General features: G+C 60.8%; 17 protein-coding genes. 10 read left to right on the forward strand and 7 right to left on the reverse strand.

Annotation, left to right across the window (positions count from 1 at the left end; all coding sequences use genetic code 11):
* Positions 1 to 11: 11 nt before the first annotated feature.
* From rsmB to def, 3 genes are read right to left on the reverse strand one after another with little or no spacing between them, the layout of a single operon-like run.
* Positions 12 to 1322 (reverse strand): 16S rRNA (cytosine(967)-C(5))-methyltransferase RsmB, encoded by a 1311-nt coding sequence (gene rsmB / locus CAG25_RS02395; RefSeq protein WP_085612489.1) that lies wholly within the window; start codon positions 1320 to 1322, stop codon positions 12 to 14.
* On the reverse strand, positions 1319 to 2278 hold the full coding sequence (fmt, locus tag CAG25_RS02400) for a methionyl-tRNA formyltransferase (protein WP_085612490.1): 960 nt from the start codon (positions 2276 to 2278) through the stop codon (positions 1319 to 1321). The genes rsmB and fmt overlap by 4 nt, the downstream gene beginning before the upstream one ends.
* A 56-nt stretch (positions 2279 to 2334) precedes the next feature.
* Complete coding sequence (def, locus tag CAG25_RS02405; RefSeq protein ID WP_007954104.1) at positions 2335 to 2841, reverse strand: peptide deformylase; 507 nt, start codon at positions 2839 to 2841, stop codon at positions 2335 to 2337.
* Positions 2842 to 3010: 169 nt separating this feature from the next.
* On the opposite strand from def, the gene CAG25_RS02410 reads away from it, so the two are divergent.
* The 8 genes from CAG25_RS02410 (at position 3011) to CAG25_RS02445 (ending at position 11173) form a co-directional block, all read left to right on the forward strand.
* Entirely contained in the window at positions 3011 to 4036 is a 1026-nt protein-coding gene (locus CAG25_RS02410; protein WP_064592411.1) for a LysM peptidoglycan-binding domain-containing protein, read from the forward strand.
* A gap of 79 nt (positions 4037 to 4115) precedes the next feature.
* The gene (dprA, locus tag CAG25_RS02415) at positions 4116 to 5216 is read left to right on the forward strand and encodes a DNA-processing protein DprA (protein ID WP_085612491.1); all 1101 of its coding nucleotides are present in this window, start codon (positions 4116 to 4118) and stop codon (positions 5214 to 5216) included.
* A 54-nt stretch (positions 5217 to 5270) separates the two neighbouring features.
* Positions 5271 to 5828 carry an L-threonylcarbamoyladenylate synthase gene (locus CAG25_RS02420; protein ID WP_085612492.1) on the forward strand — a complete coding sequence of 186 codons (558 nt, stop codon included), beginning with the start codon at positions 5271 to 5273 and terminating at the stop codon, positions 5826 to 5828.
* A 271-nt stretch (positions 5829 to 6099) separates the two neighbouring features.
* Positions 6100 to 6771: a hypothetical protein gene (locus CAG25_RS02425; protein ID WP_085612493.1), complete on the forward strand. Its 672-nt coding sequence runs from the start codon at positions 6100 to 6102 to the stop codon at positions 6769 to 6771.
* On the forward strand, positions 6749 to 7483 hold the full coding sequence (locus CAG25_RS02430) for an iron-containing redox enzyme family protein (protein WP_085612494.1): 735 nt from the start codon (positions 6749 to 6751) through the stop codon (positions 7481 to 7483). The genes CAG25_RS02425 and CAG25_RS02430 overlap by 23 nt, the downstream gene beginning before the upstream one ends.
* A gap of 42 nt (positions 7484 to 7525) precedes the next feature.
* Entirely contained in the window at positions 7526 to 8620 is a 1095-nt protein-coding gene (locus tag CAG25_RS02435) for a DUF3419 family protein (protein ID WP_085612495.1), read from the forward strand.
* Positions 8617 to 9885 carry an aminotransferase class I/II-fold pyridoxal phosphate-dependent enzyme gene (locus tag CAG25_RS02440; protein ID WP_085612496.1) on the forward strand — a complete coding sequence of 423 codons (1269 nt, stop codon included), beginning with the start codon at positions 8617 to 8619 and terminating at the stop codon, positions 9883 to 9885. The genes CAG25_RS02435 and CAG25_RS02440 overlap by 4 nt, the downstream gene beginning before the upstream one ends.
* Entirely contained in the window at positions 9875 to 11173 is a 1299-nt protein-coding gene (locus CAG25_RS02445) for a phenylacetate--CoA ligase family protein (RefSeq protein WP_085612497.1), read from the forward strand. Before CAG25_RS02440 ends, CAG25_RS02445 begins: the two co-directional genes overlap by 11 nt.
* Positions 11174 to 11196: 23 nt before the next feature.
* Here CAG25_RS02445 and CAG25_RS02450 read toward each other — a convergent pair whose 3' ends face one another.
* Entirely contained in the window at positions 11197 to 12174 is a 978-nt protein-coding gene (locus tag CAG25_RS02450; protein ID WP_085612498.1) for an NADPH:quinone reductase, read from the reverse strand.
* Between the two features lie 147 nt (positions 12175 to 12321).
* Here CAG25_RS02450 and hemF point away from each other — a divergent pair, with 147 nt between their 5' ends.
* The gene (hemF, locus tag CAG25_RS02455) at positions 12322 to 13236 is read left to right on the forward strand and encodes an oxygen-dependent coproporphyrinogen oxidase (protein WP_007954079.1); all 915 of its coding nucleotides are present in this window, start codon (positions 12322 to 12324) and stop codon (positions 13234 to 13236) included.
* A gap of 9 nt (positions 13237 to 13245) precedes the next feature.
* Positions 13246 to 14067: a shikimate dehydrogenase gene (gene aroE / locus CAG25_RS02460; RefSeq protein WP_085612499.1), complete on the forward strand. Its 822-nt coding sequence runs from the start codon at positions 13246 to 13248 to the stop codon at positions 14065 to 14067.
* 105 nt (positions 14068 to 14172) lie between these two features.
* Here aroE and CAG25_RS02465 read toward each other — a convergent pair whose 3' ends face one another.
* The 3 genes from CAG25_RS02465 to betC all read right to left on the reverse strand — a co-directional run bounded on the left by CAG25_RS02465 (position 14173) and on the right by betC (position 18292).
* Positions 14173 to 15741 (reverse strand): SulP family inorganic anion transporter, encoded by a 1569-nt coding sequence (locus CAG25_RS02465; protein WP_085612500.1) that lies wholly within the window; start codon positions 15739 to 15741, stop codon positions 14173 to 14175.
* Positions 15742 to 15843: 102 nt separating this feature from the next.
* Complete coding sequence (gene choX / locus CAG25_RS02470) at positions 15844 to 16761, reverse strand: choline ABC transporter substrate-binding protein (protein ID WP_085612501.1); 918 nt, start codon at positions 16759 to 16761, stop codon at positions 15844 to 15846.
* Positions 16762 to 16777: 16 nt separating this feature from the next.
* Positions 16778 to 18292, reverse strand: coding sequence for a choline-sulfatase (gene betC, locus CAG25_RS02475; RefSeq protein ID WP_085612502.1), 1515 nt, complete (start codon positions 18290 to 18292; stop codon positions 16778 to 16780).
* Between the last annotated feature and the right edge of the window lie 51 nt (positions 18293 to 18343).

Below are 18343 nucleotides of genomic sequence, written 5' to 3' on the forward strand. Positions count from 1 at the left end.
ATTGAATCCGTTTAGCTGCGCGCGGCAGCGATCTTGATCAGCTTGGCGTAGTAGAACCCGTCGTGCCCGCCCTGCTGGGCCAGCAATTGGCGACCATGGGGCTGCTTGATCCCGGCGGCGGTGGCCAGATCGAGCTCCCGCGCGCCCGGCGTACGCTCAAGGAACGCAGCGATGACTTCGGTGTTTTCGGTCGGCAAGGTCGAGCAGGTGGCGTAGAGCAGGATGCCGCCCACTTCGAGGGTTTTCCACATCGCGTCGAGCAACTCGCCTTGCAGTTGCGCGAGGGCGGCGATGTCGTCGGCCTGACGGGTCAGCTTGATGTCCGGATGGCGGCGGATCACTCCGGTGGCCGAGCATGGCGCGTCGAGCAGGATGCGCTGGAACGGTTTGCCGTCCCACCACGCTGCCGTGTCGCGACCGTCGGCGGCAATCAGTTCGGCGCTCAAGCCGAGGCGTTCGAGGTTTTCCTTCACTCGCACCAGCCGCTTGGCTTCCAGATCCACTGCTACCACGCCGACCAGTGCCGGTTCGGCTTCGAGGATGTGGCATGTCTTGCCGCCCGGCGCGCAGCAGGCGTCCAGCACTCGCTGGCCCGGCGCGAGGTCGAGCAGGTCGGCGGCCAGTTGCGCGGCTTCGTCCTGCACACTGATCCAGCCTTCGGCGAAACCCGGCAGGCTGCGCACATCGGCGGCAGTGTCGAGGATGATGCCGTCGCGGCTGAAGGTGCATGGCTGTGCGGCGATACCCGCTTCAGTCAGCAGACTCAGGTAGGCATCGCGGCTGTGATGACGGCGATTGACCCGCAGGATCATCGGCGGATGCGCGTTGTTGGCTTCGCAGATCGCTTCCCATTGCTCGGGCCAGAAGGCCTTGAGGGATTTTTGCAGCCAGCGCGGGTGAGCGGTGCGCACCACCGGATCGCGTTCCAGTTCGGCGAAGATCGCCTCATGTTCGCGCTGCGCATTGCGCAGTACGGCGTTGAGCAAACCTTTGGCCCACGGCTTTTTCAGCTTGTCGGCGCAACCGACGGTTTCGCCGATGGCGGCGTGTGGCGGGACGCGGGTGTAGAGCAGTTGATAGAGACCCACCAGCAGCAGCGCCTCGACATCGGCGTCCGCCGCCTTGAACGGTTTCTGCAGCAGTTTCTCCGCAAGCGCCGACAAGCGTGGCTGCCAACGGGCGGTGCCGAACGCCAGGTCCTGGGTGAAACCGCGATCGCGATCTTCGACCTTGTCCAGTTGCGTCGGCAGGGAGCTGTTGAGCGAAGCCTTGCCGCTCAAGACAGCGGCGAGTGCCTTGGCGGCGGCCAGACGCGGGTTCATTGCGCGTCCACCGCTGCGCCCAGCACGGTGCCGGTGGCGAATTTCTCACGACGGCTGTTGAACAGATCGCTGAAGTTCAGCGCCTTGCCGCCGGGCAATTGCAGGCGGGTCAGGCACAGCGCCTGTTCGCCGCAAGCGACGAGCAGACCGTCCTTGCTGGCGCCGAGGATGGTGCCCGGTGCGCCTTTGCCTTCGGCCAGTGTCGCCGCCAGCACTTTCAGCGCTTCGCCGTTGAGCGTGCTGTGGGTGATCGGCCATGGATTGAAGGCGCGGACCAGACGTTCCAGCTCAACGGCCGGGCGGCTCCAGTCGAGGCGTGCTTCGTCCTTGTTCAGTTTGTGCGCGTAGGTGGCGAGCTCGTCGTTCTGCACTTCGCCTTCCAGGGTGCCAGCGGCCAGACCGGCAATCGCCTGCACGACGGCTGGCGGGCCCATTTCAGCGAGGCGATCGTGGAGGCTGCCGCCGGTGTCTTCGGCGCTGATCGGGGTCACGACTTTGAGCAGCATCGGCCCGGTATCGAGGCCTGCTTCCATGCGCATGACGGTCACGCCGCTCTCGGCGTCGCCCGCTTCCACGGCGCGCTGGATCGGCGCCGCTCCGCGCCAGCGTGGCAGCAGCGAGGCGTGGCTGTTGATGCAGCCCAGGCGCGGAATATCCAGCACCGCTTGCGGCAGGATCAGGCCGTAGGCGACCACCACCATCAAGTCAGGCTTGAGCGCCGCGAGCTCGGCTTGAGCGTCAGGGTTGCGCAGGGTCGGCGGCTGCAACACCTGGATATTGTTTTCCAGGGCGAGCTGTTTGACCGGGCTCGGCATCAGTTTTTGCCCACGACCGGCCGGACGATCCGGTTGGGTGTAGACCGCAACGATCTCATAAGGGCTGTCCAGCAGGGCCTTGAGGTGTTCGGCGGCGAATTCCGGGGTGCCGGCAAAAACGATGCGCAGTGGCTCAGTCATGGGGGAGTCTCATAAAAAGAAAAAGGCTTGCCGCAGCAAGCCTTTGGAGAGGGGCATCAAGCGTTCTGGCGGTGCTGCTTTTCCAGTTTCTTCTTGATCCGGTCGCGTTTGAGCGTGGACAGGTAATCGACGAACAACTTGCCGTTGAGGTGGTCGCATTCATGCTGGATGCATACTGCGAGCAGGCCTTCGGCGATCAGTTCGTAAGGCTTGCCATCACGGTCCAGAGCCTTGATTTTGACCTTCTGCGGGCGGTCAACGTTTTCGTAGAAACCCGGCACCGAGAGGCAACCTTCCTGGTATTGCTCCATTTCGTCGGTCAGCGATTCGAACTCGGGGTTGATGAACACCCGCGGTTCGGTGCGGTCTTCGGAAAGGTCCATCACGACGATACGTTTGTGCACGTTGACCTGGGTCGCGGCAAGGCCGATGCCCGGCGCTTCATACATTGTTTCAAACATGTCATCGACCAGCTGACGCACTTCGTCGTCCACTACAGCCACAGGTTTGGCGATAGTGCGCAGACGCGGGTCCGGAAATTCGAGGATGTTCAAAATGGCCATAAGCTTGATTGCTGCACGTGTGAGGTAAAGTCGGGCGATGGCCTGGCGGGTCCGAAGATGCAGGCTACCGTTGTGAAACGTAGCTCCTTGATTTTCAGCATAGAGCAGGGAGCGAGCCACGGGGGCTCTGGCGTTTCACGCGAACGCACATAATAAAGGGATTCACCGCATGAGGAAATCACTACTCGCCCTGCTGTTTCTGGCCTCGGCCAGTACCGCGCACGGGCAAGTGCAACTCAAGGAAGGTTTTCCACAGCAATACACGGTGGTTTCGGGGGATACGCTCTGGGACATCTCCGGTAAATATTTGCGCGAACCCTGGCAGTGGCCGCAGTTGTGGCGGGCCAATCCGCAGATCGAAAACCCCAACCTGATCTATCCGGGCGACACGCTGACGCTCAGTTACGTCAACGGCCAGCCGCGCCTGACCGTCAATCGCGGCGAGTCACGCGGCACCATCAAGCTGTCGCCGCGCATCCGCACCAGTCCGGTGGCCGATGCGATTCCGAGCATTCCGCTCAAATCGATCAACAGCTTTCTGCTGAGCAACCGCATCGTCGACAAGGTCGAGGACTTCGACAAGGCGCCGTACATCGTCGCCGGCGATGCCGAACGGGTGCTCAGCGGCACCGGTGACCGGATCTTCGCCCGTGGCCATTTCGATCCGAACCAGCCGGTCTACGGCATCTTCCGCCAGGGCAAGGTCTACACCGATCCGCAGAGCAAGGAGTTTCTGGGGATCAACGCCGACGACATCGGCGGTGGTGAGATCGTCGCCACCGAAGGCGACGTCGCCACCCTCGCCCTGCAACGCACGACCCAGGAAGTGCGCCTCGGCGACCGCTTGTTCAGCGGCGAAGAGCGTTCGATCAACTCGACCTTCATGCCCAGCGCGCCCTCCACCGACATCAACGGCCTGATCATCGATGTGCCGCGCGGCGTCACGCAGATCGGCGCGATGGACGTGGTGACCCTGAACAAAGGCAAACGCGACGGTCTGGCCGAAGGCAACGTGCTGGTGGTGATGAAAACCGGGGAAACCGTGCGCGACCGGATCACCGGCCAGCCGCTGAAAATCCCGGATGAACGTGCCGGATTGCTGATGGTGTTCCGCACCTACGACAAACTCAGTTACGGCCTCGTGCTGAACGCATCGCGCTCGCTGGCGGTGCTGGACAAGGTGCGAAATCCTTAGCTGGCTTCACAAGTTACCAACAGAGTTATCCACAGCTTGTTCCGAAAGGTTCGGGCCTTATAACGATCAAGGATGATCCATGATGATGCCTGTCTCCCCGTCGGTTTCGCCGGCAGAACTGGAAGCGCGCCTGCGCCTGCACCGCTTGCCGGAAATCGGTCCCAAGCGTTTCACCAAATTGCTCGAAGCCTTCGGCTCTGCCTCGAAGGCGATCGGCGCGCCGGCCAGCGCCTGGCGCTCGCTGGGTTTGCCGGCGTCTTGCGCCGAGGCCCGACGCTGTCCTGAAGTTCGCGACGGCGCCAGCCACGCATTGCGCTGGCTAGAGCGTCCGGATCAACATTTACTGATGTGGGACCAAGCGAATTACCCGGCCTTGCTGGCGCAGATTCCTGACCCTCCGCCCCTGCTGTTCGTCGCTGGCGACCCGCAGATTCTGGAAAAGCCGCAACTGGCGATGGTCGGCAGTCGCCGCGCTTCCCGCCCGGGCATGGACACTGCCGCTGCGTTTTCCCGCAGTCTCGCGGGGGCCGGATTTGTCATCACCAGTGGCCTGGCGCTGGGCATCGATGCGGCTGCGCATCAAGCCGCTGTGGATGTCGGTGGGCAAACGGTCGGCGTGCTCGGTACCGGCCTGGAAAACTTTTATCCACAGCGCAACCGTCGGCTGGCGGACGCGATGATTGCGTCTGGCAGTGCGGTGCTTTCGGAATTTCCTCTGGACACCGGGCCGACGGCGAGCAACTTCCCGAGACGCAACCGCATCATCAGCGGCTTGTCCCTCGGCGTGCTGGTGGTCGAGGCCAGTGTCGCCAGCGGTTCCTTGATCACCGCACGGCTGGCGGCGGAACAGGGGCGCGAGGTGTACGCCATTCCGGGTTCGATCCATCACCCCGGCGCTCGGGGCTGTCATCAACTGATACGTGACGGAGCCGTGTTGGTGGAAACCATCGAGCATATTCTCGAAGCCCTGCGCGGCTGGCAGCAGTTGCCGCTGTCCGCCTCGGCGCCGGATCCCGATCATCCTCTACTGGATCTGTTGCACGCCGCACCGCACACCAGCGAGGGTCTGGCCGACAGCAGTGGCTGGGCGTTGCCCAAAGTGCTGGCGGCATTGACCGAACTGGAGATGGATGGCCGCGCCGTGTGCGAAAACGGCCGCTGGTTTGCGCGCGTAAGCTAGGTTTTACATTGAAGATCGGTAAACTGCGCGAAACCTGTTTGCGGAGAGTTTTTCATGGTCAACAGTTGGCGTGTGCAACAAGCCGCACGAGAGGTTCGCGCCGGGGCGGTGATTGCCTATCCAACCGAAGCCGTCTGGGGGCTGGGGTGCGATCCTTGGAATGAAGAAGCGGTGGATCGCCTGCTGGCGATCAAGAACCGTTCGGTGGACAAGGGCTTGATCCTCGTCGCCGACAACATTCGTCAGTTCGATTTTCTGTTCGAGGATTTCCCGCAGGACTGGATCGACCGCATGGCCAGCACCTGGCCGGGCCCGAACACCTGGCTGGTGCCGCATCAGAACCTGTTGCCGGAGTGGGTGACCGGGGTGCATGACACCGTGGCGCTGCGGGTCAGCGATCATCCGCAGGTGCGGGATCTGTGCTCGCTGGTAGGGCCGTTGATTTCGACGTCGGCCAATCCGCAGGGGCGGCCGGCAGCGCGCACGCGCTTGCGGGTCGAGCAGTATTTCCGTGGTCAGGTCGATCTGGTGCTTGGCGGAGCGCTTGGCGGTCGCAAGAATCCGAGTCTGATTCGGGATCTGGCCACCGGCAAGATCGTGCGCCCGGCCTGATATCACCCTTGGTTGATTCTGTGAGTACTCCTCGGCTTCCATGGCGAGGAGTACTACGCGCGCCTACGATTTTTCCTTCATATGGCTGAAGTTACAGCCCGGTTTTTGCTTTGAATTTCTCCTTTCTACGTCAGATGAATCTTTAAGTATTCAATTGTTGTAATTTTTCCGACGTTATTCTCAGAAGCCACACAGTGGCGATTTTTCTAAAACCATTCATTATTTCAATGCGCTCAGAAAACTTCGAAAAGTTAACGGCTGCGGAGAAGAAATGGATATCAGGAATTCGCAATTAACGGATTATCTGCAGGAGATTCAGACGACCTTTAAAAGGCGTCATGAAAACTATCGCATCGTTATTCTTGAAGCAGGATCAGACACACGAGAGTTTGAACGGTTTGTTTCCCGTCATTTTCGATTGCGATTGCAACACTACATGTTGACACCCAGAGCCAGGTCACTTGAAACACGCCTGGCGATTATTTCGCGCAGTACCCACTTTCTGTTGTATCAGCACGACAGGCCCACGGCCGTATTGAGAGTGACCCCTGCGCCGTTCGAATGGGCCTCACTGGCGCAGCAGCAACTGTCTCCCGCCACGACGCTGTCGCGCCATGTCGAGTTCAGTCGCTTGATCAGTCACTCGCAAACTCAGTTCCCCCTGTCGATCAACAGCCTGCTGGCGGCTGCCACGGAATGGGCGGTCACGCGGGGTTATGAGGGCGTTACCGCGCTGTGCCGATCACCGCAGCGGCGACTGTTCCAGCGCTTCGGCCTGACGCCCATCACCACCGACGCCCTTCGCATCGAACAGCGCCAACGCGGCGATTACTGGCTGCTCTCGGCTCAATGGCAGCAAATCCTCACAGCACTTCAACAGTCTGCCCACCTGCTCGCCAACCCATTGGAGACCCCCGTTGATGAATACGCCTCTCAGTTTTGAACAACAATTAAGCCTGCTCGATGAGCGAATCGAAAAGTCATGGACCGATATTCTGGAAAGTTCGCGGCTGGTGAAAGCCATCCGTGAGGGCAGCGTTTCCAAAGCCTTGTACGCGATCTATATGATTCAGACTTTTCACTACACGGCGCACAATGCGCGAAATCAAGGATTGGTCGGTGTCCGACATGCGGATAATCCGGTGTATGCCAAGTTCTGTTTTGAACATGCGGCACAAGAAGTCGGCCATGAAAAAATGGCACTGCACGATGTCATGAGTCTTGGTTTGAAGAATGAAGTGTTTGATATTCCGCCTGCACTTCCGGCCACTGATGTGCTGATCGCTTATTTATATTGGATCTCCTTTACCGGTAACCCGTTACAACGGCTTGGTTATAGTTATTGGGCAGAAAATGCCTACCAGTTCATTACTCCGCTCATCGATAGCCTGAGTGAAACACTGTCGCTAAAACCCGCTCAACTTACATTCTTCATTGCACATTCCGACATTGATATCGAGCACTTCAACGAAATCAAACTGATGCTGCAGCGCACCTGCAAGCGTCAGGAGGACTGGGATGCGATAGCCACTGTGATGGAAACCAGCCTGCGTCTGACCGGCAACATGCTCGAGGCGGTTTATGAGCAGTTCGAGGCCTGGCAAAACGGGCTGGCGCCCCGTTATGAATTCCTCCACGCCCTGGCCAACCAATGAAGGCCGCCCGCCGATGTTCCGATCAGATGGCTGGAGGCAGACATGGCTGATTATTTCGACCGGCTCAACTACACGCTTGGGGACGAGGACACCGCGCTTGAATACGCGATCCTGCCCAGACATGCCGGGCACGTGCTGGGTATCGCCGGATGTGGCGGCCGGTTGTTGCCGTTGCTGGCGGCTGCCCCTTCACGCATGACCTGTACCGACATCAGTGCGCCGCAACTGGCGTTCACCCGATTGCGTTTTGCCCTGCTGGAACAGACCGATCACGAGTCGTTCATGGCGTTCATGGGCTATCGAACGGAAGGCCTGAGGTCGAAACGCCGATCCATTTTCCAGCAACTGGTTTTACCGCCGGAGGATCGTCGCTGGTTGTCCGGGTTGTTCCAGGCCCGGCACTGGGAAGCGCCGATTTACATGGGCGCATTCGAGCAGACCCTGAAGCGGTTGGCGAAGATCACCGGACTGTTTACCGGCAAGGCCGGCCGGGGCATTTTTCAGTTCAGTCAGCTTGACGAACAAACGGAATATTACCGAAACCGCTTTCCGCTCAAGCGCTGGAAAGCCATGATCGCGTTGCTGGGAAACGCAGCAGTCCTCAATTCGCTGCTGTACAAGGGCGCGTTTCCACCCAACAACCTGGGGATCAGTTCCCGCGCGGCGTATCTGGAAATTTTCCATACGTTGTTCACCACTCAGGTGGTCCGAGAGAGCTTTTTCCTGCAAATGCTGTTTTTTGGTGAGCTGCGTTATCCACAAGGCTTTCCGCTGGAGTGTGATCCGGCAATTTTCCAGCAGGCCCGTGAGGGGCTTCGGCAGTGCGAGTTACGCGTGGTGCAGGCTGACATCCTCGACTGTGCTGCCGGGGAAACCGCCATCGATTTCGTATCGCTGTCGGACGTGCCTTCCTTCATGCCCGAAGTGGCCGGCAAGAACGTTTTGCTGCGCCTGGCACCGGTCCTTTCGGAAAATGCACAGGTGGTCATGCGGGGGCATTTGCATGTAGTGCGGCCTGATTGCGCAGGCTTCTGCGATATCACCCACCAGTACCAGGCAGACATTGCACGAGAAAGAACCCAGCTTTGGCATGTCCAGGTCTATCGCCGCTCTCCCTCTTCGCAGGTATCCCGATGAACACCTTTCAACCGACCGTCAATTGGGTCAAAAACCGTGTCCGGCAAGCGCGTGACGATCAGCAGCAGCTGTTCGATGCAGGGCTGAATGGCCTGAAGCTGGCTAAACGTGAAGGCAAAGAGATCGAACTCGAAAGCGGCGAGCGGCTGACCGAGTTTCTCTCGTGTTCTTATCTGGGGCTGGAGTGTGATCCTCGCTTGATTCAGGGGGCGATGCACTCCGTCGAGTCCTTCGGCGTGCAATTCGCCGCCGCACGGACCCGAGCGCTGTTGCCACCCATGCGTGAGCTGGATGAACTGCTGAACCGGATATTTCAGGGGCATTCAGTCACCTTCAACTCGGTGGGCAGTGCACATCTTGGCTGTCTGCCGCTGCTTGGCTCCGGTGAGATGCCCTCCTATCCCATGCGTCGTGGCCCGTGCTGGATTGTCGACCGTGCCGCTCATGCTTCGATGCAAGTGCTGCAAGGCATTCTCTGGCAATTCGGCCCGATACAGCGCCGCGATTGCAGCGATGTAGAGCAGGTCGAAGAAGCGTGTTCAACGGCAGTCGCGGCGGGTAATACGCCCATCATCCTGACCGACAGCATTGGCTCGATGCGCGGTGTTTACCCGATCAATCGCCTGCTGCAACTGGCGGAGCGTTTCGACGGTTATCTCTATGCGGATGACGCCCACGGTACCTCGATCCATGGCGTGGCCGGAGGTGGTTACGCGCTGGACGCGGCAGATGAACGACACCGCGGCCGACTGATCCTCCTGTCATCGCTGTCCAAGGCGTTCGGCGCAACCGGTGGGGCAATCACTGTGCGTACCGAAGCCGATGCCGAGATGATTCGGCGCCATGCATCGACCTATACGTTTGGCGGACCATTATCCGTTGGCGGGGTGGGCGCGGCAGTCGCTTCGGGGAACGTTCATTTGTCGCCGGAGCTGGGTCATTTGCAGGTAGCGCTGTGGCGAAACATCGCCACGGTCGACAGGTTGCTGGGGCCAGTGCTGGGCAATCATCACGTCGCGTCTCCCATTCGTTTTATCCGTGTCGGGGCCGAGAGAGATGCGATAAGCCTGGCGCAGCATTTGCGCCGGCAGGGCATGGCGGTCACCACCGCGGTGTTTCCGGTGGTGGCCAAGGGCGAGGCCATTTTGCGTCTGGCCATCAGCGCGAGCCACAGTCAGCTCCAGTTGGAGTCTCTGGCGAACGCTGTCCGTAGCGGATTCGATGAGTTGGGCATTCGTCAGGGAGGGCGCGGCAATGAGCAATGAACCGATCACCGATGTTTTGGCCGAGGCGTTTGCGAATAAATTGGCTCACGCACGCTCACTGTCGTGGTTCCGTGGGCTGTATCCGCGAATCCTGGAAGTGCGGGGATTGGCCGATCTCCATCGATTGCCGGTTCTGGCGGTGGAAGACGAGTCCGGCGGCGTATTGTTTTCCACCCTCGGTGAAGCCTCCCATCGAGCACCGGGCGGCGGGCTGACCCTGACCTCGGGAGGCAGCACCGGCAATCGCAAACAGATCACCCATTCCTGGGCGTTCAACACTGCAATCGTGCCCTTGGGGGCACGGATGTTCGGTGCGACGGACGAACGCCCCGAGGTGGTCGTCAACTGCCTGACAGCCGGGGAAATGCAGGGTGCCTTTCAATACGCGGCAGCTATCGTCCAGCACATTGGCGCACGCCTGCTGCCTGCCGGTTCACAGGTGGGCGTGCAGCGCGTTGCCGAGCTTATTGAGGCACACAAGGCTGATGCGTTGATATGCACTCCCTCCTTCGCCGCCGCGTTGTTCAATCATGAGAAAGTCGGCGCTGTGCAATTGTGCAGCCTGAAGTGGCTTTACTACATTGGAGAACCTTGCAGTCAAACGCTGCGCGACCAGTTGGCCCGGGACTGGCCGATGCTGAAGATCCGCTCGCTGGGCTACAGCTCGACGGAGACCGGTCCCATCGGTTTTCAGTGTGCCCATCTGGAGCACGGTTTTTTTCACCTGCATGCGGACGCCATGCTGCTCGAGGTGGTTGATTCTCTGACCCTGCAAGCTGTAACTGAAGGGGAAGCCGGTGAGTTTCTGCTGACGCCATTGCTTCCTGATCATGTGCCGTTGTTGCGTTACCGGATCGGCGATCGTGGGCGAATCCTGCGCACAGTGACGAAGTGCGACTGTGGCAGTTCCATGCCGGTACTGGCGCTTGAGGGGCGGGTGGAAACATCGATCAAACTGGGGGGCGCGATCATCACTCAGTCACAGGTGTTGCACGTACTCCGACAGCTTTTGCCGCAGCTGCAGAACACCGATGTCCAGGTGCAGATTGATCGACAGCCCGAGGGGGCACGCATGCGTCTGGTCATAGCCGAGGACGCACTGACAGCCAACACACAGAGCGTCATTGAAGATGCGTTGCAAGTCGAAGGACAGGCCAGTGCATTGCTCAGGCTGCCGGGCGTTTTGGGGTTGGAGGTGAAGCGTCTTGCCCGTCAGGAATTCGAAACTACCCTGGCCGGCAAGACGCCGTTTTTCGTGACGACGGAAAAGACCCCGGTACCGTCATGAAGATGCGCCGAGGTCATTGGTGGTCAGGGCAGCAGGACAGTGGAGCCCGTGGTGCGCCGTGACGACAGCTCGGTCTGCGCTTTCGCCGCATCAGCCAGTGGATAACGCTGGCTGATATCCACTTTCAGCTTGCCGCTGGTGATCATCCCGAACAGCTCGTCGGCCATGCGCTGCAGGTTTTCGGCGTTATTGGCGTAGGTCGCCAGGGTCGGACGGGTGACGTACAGCGAACCTTTCGCCGCCAGAATCCCCAGGTTCACCCCGTCCACCGCGCCCGACGCATTGCCGAAGCTCACCAGCAAGCCACGGGGCGCCACGCTGTCCAGCGAAGCCGGCCAGGTGTCCTTGCCAACGCCGTCGTAGACCACCGGGACTTTTTTCCCATCGGTCAATTCCAGCACTCGTTGGGCGACGTTTTCGTGGCTGTAATCGATGGTTTCCCAGGCGCCATGGGCCTTGGCCAGATCGGCTTTGGCTTTCGAGCTGACGGTGCCGATCAGCTTCACGCCCAAGGCCTTGGCCCATTGACAGGCGAGCAAACCGACGCCGCCGGCCGCTGCGTGAAACAGAATGGTTTCGCCACCCTTGAGTTCGTAGGTCTGGCGCAGCAGGTACTGCACGGTCAGGCCCTTGAGCATCACGCCGGCGGCGGTTTCGAAGCTGATGGCGTCCGGCAGTTGCACCACATTCGCTTCCGGCAGAACGTGAACGTCGCTGTACGCGCCCAACGGGCCGCTGCCGTACGCCACACGGTCACCGACCTTGAACCGGGTGACCTCGCTGCCCACTGCTTCGACGATGCCGGCGCCTTCCGCGCCCACGCCCGAAGGCAACGCCGGTGGCGCGTACAGACCGCTGCGGTAGTAGGTGTCGATGAAGTTCAGGCCGATGGCCTTGTTGCTCACGCGAACCTGCTGTGGACCGGGTTCGGACGGTTGATAGTCAACGTACTCGAGCACTTCGGGGCCGCCGTGGGCGCGGAACTGGATTCGCTTGGCCATCTGCCTACTCCTTGGGTCATTTGGGAAGGTCCCTATCGAACGCTCATGCTTGATCTTCGTCAACTGCGGCGTGCTGGTTTGCGATGGTATGCTACGCGCCCATTTGCGCGGGGCGCCGCGCAGTTCCGCCCGATCCAAGGTGAAGCCATGACGACCCGCACCGACGCCGTAAAGGCCTATCTGCTCGACCTGCAAGACCGCATCTGCGCCGCGCTGGAGACCGAAGACGGTGGCACGCGCTTCGTCGAAGACGCATGGACCCGTCCGGCCGGCGGTGGCGGTCGGACCCGGGTGATCGAGAATGGCACGGTGATCGAAAAGGGCGGCGTCAACTTTTCCCACGTCTTCGGCAGTGGCCTGCCACCGTCCGCCAGTGCCCATCGGCCGGAGCTGGCCGGGCGTGGCTTCGAAGCCCTCGGCGTGTCGCTGGTGATCCACCCGCACAATCCGCATGTACCGACGTCCCACGCCAACGTGCGCTTTTTCATTGCCGAGAAGGAAGGTGAAGAACCGGTCTGGTGGTTCGGCGGTGGCTTCGACCTGACCCCGTACTACGGCAACGAAGAAGACTGCATCCACTGGCACCGCGTCGCCGAGCAGGCCTGCGCGCCGTTCGGCCCGGACGTCTACCCGCGCTACAAGGCCTGGTGCGACACCTACTTCCACATCAAGCATCGCCACGAACCGCGCGGTATCGGCGGGTTGTTCTTCGATGACCTGAACGAGTGGGACTTCGACACCAGTTTCGCCTTCATGCGCGCCATCGGCGATGCGTACATCGACGCTTACCTGCCAATCGTGCAACGGCGCAAGAACGACGCCTTCACCGCCAAACAGCGCGAGTTCCAGGAATTCCGCCGTGGCCGCTACGTCGAATTCAACCTGGTTTACGACCGTGGCACCCTGTTCGGCCTGCAATCGGGCGGGCGCACCGAGTCGATCCTGATGTCGCTGCCACCGCAAGTGCGCTGGGCCTACGACTGGAAAGCCGAGCCGGGCAGCGAAGAAGCGCGCCTGACCGAGTACTTCCTGCAAGACCGCGACTGGCTGGCTCAGGCCTGAGGACTTCTGATGGATCGTTACGTTGTTTTCGGTAACCCGGTTGGTCACAGCAAGTCGCCGATGATTCACAAACTGTTCGCCGAACAGACCGGGCAGCGTCTCGACTACAGCACCCTGCTGGCGCCGCTCGAGGACTTTTCCGGCTGCGCCACGGCGTTTTTCCAGGAAGGTCGCGGCGCCAACGTGACCGTGCCGTTCAAGGAAGACGCCTATCGCCTGGCCGACAGCCTGACTGCCCGCGCCAAACGCGCGGGTGCGGTGAATACTTTGAGCAAGCTCGACGACGGCAGCCTGCTCGGCGATAACACCGACGGCGCCGGGCTGGTGCGCGATCTGACGGTCAACGCCGGGTTCAGCCTCGCCGGCAAACGCATTCTGCTGCTCGGCGCCGGTGGCGCGGTGCGCGGTGCGCTGGAGCCGTTGCTGGCGGAGAAACCAGCCTCGGTGATCATCGCCAATCGCACGGTGGACAAGGCCGAGCTACTGGCCGAACTGTTCTGCGACCTGGGGCCGGTGTCGGCCAGTGGTTACGACTGGTTGCGTGAGCCGGTGGACGTGATCATCAACGCCACGTCCGCCAGCCTCACCGGCGATGTGCCGCCGATTGCCCCAAGCCTGATCGAGCCCGGCAAGACCCTGTGCTACGACATGATGTACGGCAAGGAACCGACCGTGTTCTGCCGCTGGGCCAGCGAGCATGGCGCGGGCGTGGTGATGGACGGGTTGGGCATGTTGGCCGAACAGGCTGCCGAAGCCTTTTTCGTGTGGCGCGGCGTACGTCCGGACACTGCGCCGGTCCTGACGGAATTGCGTCGGCAGTTGGCGCAGTAACCCCTGTAGGAGCGAGCCTGCTCGCGATGACGTCGCCAGATCCAGCATCAATCTGACAGACAGATCGCCATCGCGAGCAAGCTCGCTCCAGCAATGGGTTCTTCTTCAATCTTCAAAGCGGATCGGACATTTCTCCGGCCCTTCGAGTTTGCGCAACTCCTCCACCACCTGCGGTCGCGCCTGACGCAAGGTCAGGCTGCGATCCTGGCGCAGCAGGCGCCGGGCTTCCTGATGGAGCATTTCCACGCCGGAATAGTCGATGAAGTTGATCTGCTGCGCCTCGATCACCACTCGCGCGCCGTGCATGCGTTGCAGGCGCACTTGCAGATAGTGGCTGGCGCCGAAGAAGATCGAGCCGCCGACCCGCAGTACATCATCTTCGCCATCACGCCAGTGCTGCACTCTCGGCTGCGAGGTGCGCTTGAGGTAGAAAAACAGCGAGGCGAGCACGCCGGCATAGATTGCCGTCTGCAATTCCAGCAGCAACGTGGCAATGCAGGTCAGGCCCATCACCACGAATTCCGCCCGGCTGACCCGCAGCAGCGCACGAATGCCGCGATGATCCACCAGTCCCCAGGCGATCAGCAGAATGCTGCCGGCCATGGCCGGGATCGGAATATGCGCGATCAGCCCCGCACCGAATATCGCGAACAACGCCACCCACAACGCCGAAAACACCCCGGCCAATGGCGAACAGGCCCCGGCCTCATAGCTCAGCCCGGAACGGGTGAACGAGCCGGCGGACAACGATCCCGAAAAGAACGCCCCGACAATGTTCGAAAGCCCTTGCGCGCGGACTTCCTGATTGGCATCGAGCAGCTGTTGTGAGCGCGCGGAAATCGAACGGGCAATCGACAGGCTGGTGACCAGCCCGAGCATGCCCACCGCCACGGCGCTGGGCAGCAGGCGCAGAATCAGGTCCATATCCAGCGGCAATCCACTGAACGGCGGCAGGCGCCCGACAAACGCGCTGACCAACTGAACGTGGCCGAACATCGCCGGCCACAGCCACACCGCCAGACTGCCGAGCACCAAGGTCATCAACAGCGTCGGCCAGCGTGGCAGCCATTGTTTGAGCAGCGCACCGACCACCACCGTGGCTACACCAAGGATCAGCGACGGTTTATCCACAGCCCCGAGATGGCGCAGCAGATCCATCAGGCTGGCCAGCGCCGTGGCCTTGGCTGGTAGATCCAGCCCCAGCAGGTTCGGCAATTGACCGATGGCAATCACCACCGCCGCGCCGAGGGTGAAGCCCAGCACCACGGAATGCGAGACGAAATTCACCAGCGCGCCGAAGCGCAGCAGGCCGAGCAACCACTGGAAAATCCCGGCGAGGAAGGTCAGCAGCAGGATCAGGGTGATGTAGTCCTGTGATGCAGGCACCGCCAGTGGGCTGACACTGGCGAACAGCACAATCGAAATGGCCGCTGTCGGGCCGCAGATCAGATGCCACGACGAGCCCCACAGGCAGGCGATCAATACCGGAACGATCGCGGCGTAAAGCCCGTATTCCGGTGGGAGACCGGCGATCAGGGCGTAGGCAATCGACTGGGGCAACGCGAGAATCGCCCCGCTGAGGCCGACGACCAGATCCCGCCCGACGCTGGCGCGGGTCTGCCGGGGCAGCCAGGTCAGGAAGGGGAAAAGTGAGCGACGGCTGGGGAGGGCCATGGATCCTCTCGGGTGAAATTTTGCGCATTGTACGCAGCCCTGGACGCGGAGCGTCCATTGCGGCATTCCCACGCAGAGCGTGGGAACGATCGGCCCGCGCAGTTACAGTTTGGCTTTAACAGCCGCCAACGCATCTTTGCCATCCACCGTCTTCACACCATCAAGCCACTTGTCCAACACCGCCGGATTCGCCTTGATCCAAGCCTTCGCCGCCTCCGCATTGCTGACTTTCTTGTTCACCACCTCGGCCATGATGCTGTTCTCCATCTCTTGAGTGAACGCAAGATTGGTCAGCAATTTACCCACATTCGGACAGGCCTCGGCGTAGCCCTTGCGGGTCAGGGTGTAGACGCTACCCGTGTCGCCGAAGTACTTCTCGCCGCCCTTGAGGTAATGCATTTTCAGCTGCACGTTCATCGGGTGCGGGGTCCAGCCGAGGAAAGTGACGAATTTCTGTTTCTTCACCGCCCGCGAGACTTCAGCCAGCATCGCCTGTTCGCTGGACTCGATCAGCTTCCACTGGCCCAGGTCGAAGTCGTTTTTCTTGATGATCTCTTGCAGCGAGATGTTCGCTGGCGCGCCGGAGCCGATGCCGTAAATCTTCTTCTCGAATTTATCGGCGTACTTATTCAGGTCGGCAAAGCTATGCACACCCGCGTCCCACACGTAATCCGGCACGGCCAGGGTGAATTCGGTGCCGTCGAGGTTCTTCGCCAATTGGGTGACGTCACCGGTGGCGACGAATTTGTCGTAGAAACCCTGCTGCGCCGGCATCCAGTTGCCGAGGAACACGTCGACCTGGCCATCCTTCAAGCCGCCGAAGGTGATCGGCACCGCGAGGGTGTCGACCTTGGCCTTGTAGCCCATGCCATCCAGCAGAAACCCGGTGATGGCATTGGTCGCGGCGATGTCGCTCCAGCCGGGGTCGGCCATTTTCACCGTGTCGCAGCTCTCGGCGAACGCGGATGCGCTGCCCAGTGCCAGCAGGCTGACCGTCAGGACTGTGGATAACTTGACCATGGACTTCCCCTTAACGTTATTGGTTTTGGCAGGGTTGTGGATAACGGGCCTTGCGCTCCAGGTCATCGAGGTCGATGTGGTTGCGCATGTATTGCTGACTGGCGTCTACCAGCGGCTGGTGATCCCAGCTCTTCAGCTTGCCGATCGTCAGCGCCTCGGCGACGAAACGCCGACGGCGCTGGCTTTCGAGGACTTCGCGGTGAATTGCCGGGATGTCCCACTTGGCCCGTGCTTCAGCAAGAAAATCGTCGAACAGCTGGCGATGTTGCGGTGATTGGCTGAGTTCTTCCTGCTCGCGTGGATCGTTATCCACATCGAAGAGTAGGCAAGGGTCGGTTTCGCTGTAGATGAATTTGAAGGCGCCACGGCGGATCATCATCAGCGGGCTGACGGTGCCTTCGGCCATGTATTCGCCGAACACTTCGTCGTGACCGCCCTGCCCTTGCAGGTGCGGAACCAGCGAACGGCCGTCCAGCGGCAGGTCAGGCTCCAGGCTGCCGCCGGCCAGTTCGACGAAGGTCGGCAACAGATCGGCGGTGGACACCGCGGCGCTGACACGGCCTGATTGGAACTGGCCAGGTGCACTTATCAACAGGGGCACTCGCGCGGCCATTTCGTACCAGTGCATTTTGTACCAGAGGCCCTTCTCTCCCAGCATGTCGCCATGGTCACCGGAGAACACGATGACGGTGTCGTCCGTCAGCCCACAATCCTCGAGGGTTTGCAGGAGTTTGCCGACGTTGGCGTCGATATAGCTGCATGCACCGAAGTACGCCCGACGGGCGTCGCGGATTTTATCCACAGGCAGCGGCTTGTCCCACAGGTCGTAGACCTTGAGCAAACGCTGGGAATGCGGATCGAGTGAATGCTGATCCGGCGTCGTCGGAAGTGGGATATCCGCATCGTCGTACAAATCCCAGAACGCCTTGGGAATCGTGTACGGGTCGTGGGGGTGAGTCATCGACACGGTCAGGCAGAACGGCTGATCGCCATCCTCACGGATATGGTCGAACAGGTATTGCTGAGCCTTGAACACCACCTCTTCGTCGAAGTCGAGCTGATTGGTGCGTACGCACGGGCCGGCCTGCAACACCGACGACATGTTGTGATACCAGCTCGGCCGCACATCAGGCTCGTCCCAGTTCACCGCCCAGCCGTAGTCGGCCGGATAGATGTCGCTGGTCAGGCGTTCTTCGTAACCGTGCAGTTGATCGGGGCCGCAGAAATGCATCTTGCCCGACAGCGCGGTGCGATAGCCGAGGCGGCGCAGGTAATGCGCGTAGGTGGGAATGTCGGCGGGGAAATCGGCGGCGTTGTCGTAGGCGCCGATCTTGCTCGGCAACTGGCCACTGACCAGGGTGAAACGCGACGGCGCACACAGCGGGCTGTTGCAATACGCGGCATCGAACACCACGCCTTGTTCGGCGAGGCGGCTGAGATTCGGCAGTTTGATCGGCGACGGGCCGTAGAACGGCAACATTGGCGCGGCCATTTGATCGGCCATGATGAAAAGAATGTTCTTGCGCTTCATGTGATCGCGGCATTCCATAGTGAATATTTATGCGATATTGCTGCGATCGAG

Source organism: Pseudomonas sp. B16(2017) (assembly GCF_002113205.1).
In the GTDB taxonomy this organism is placed as follows: Bacteria; Pseudomonadota; Gammaproteobacteria; order Pseudomonadales; family Pseudomonadaceae; genus Aquipseudomonas; species Aquipseudomonas pharyngis.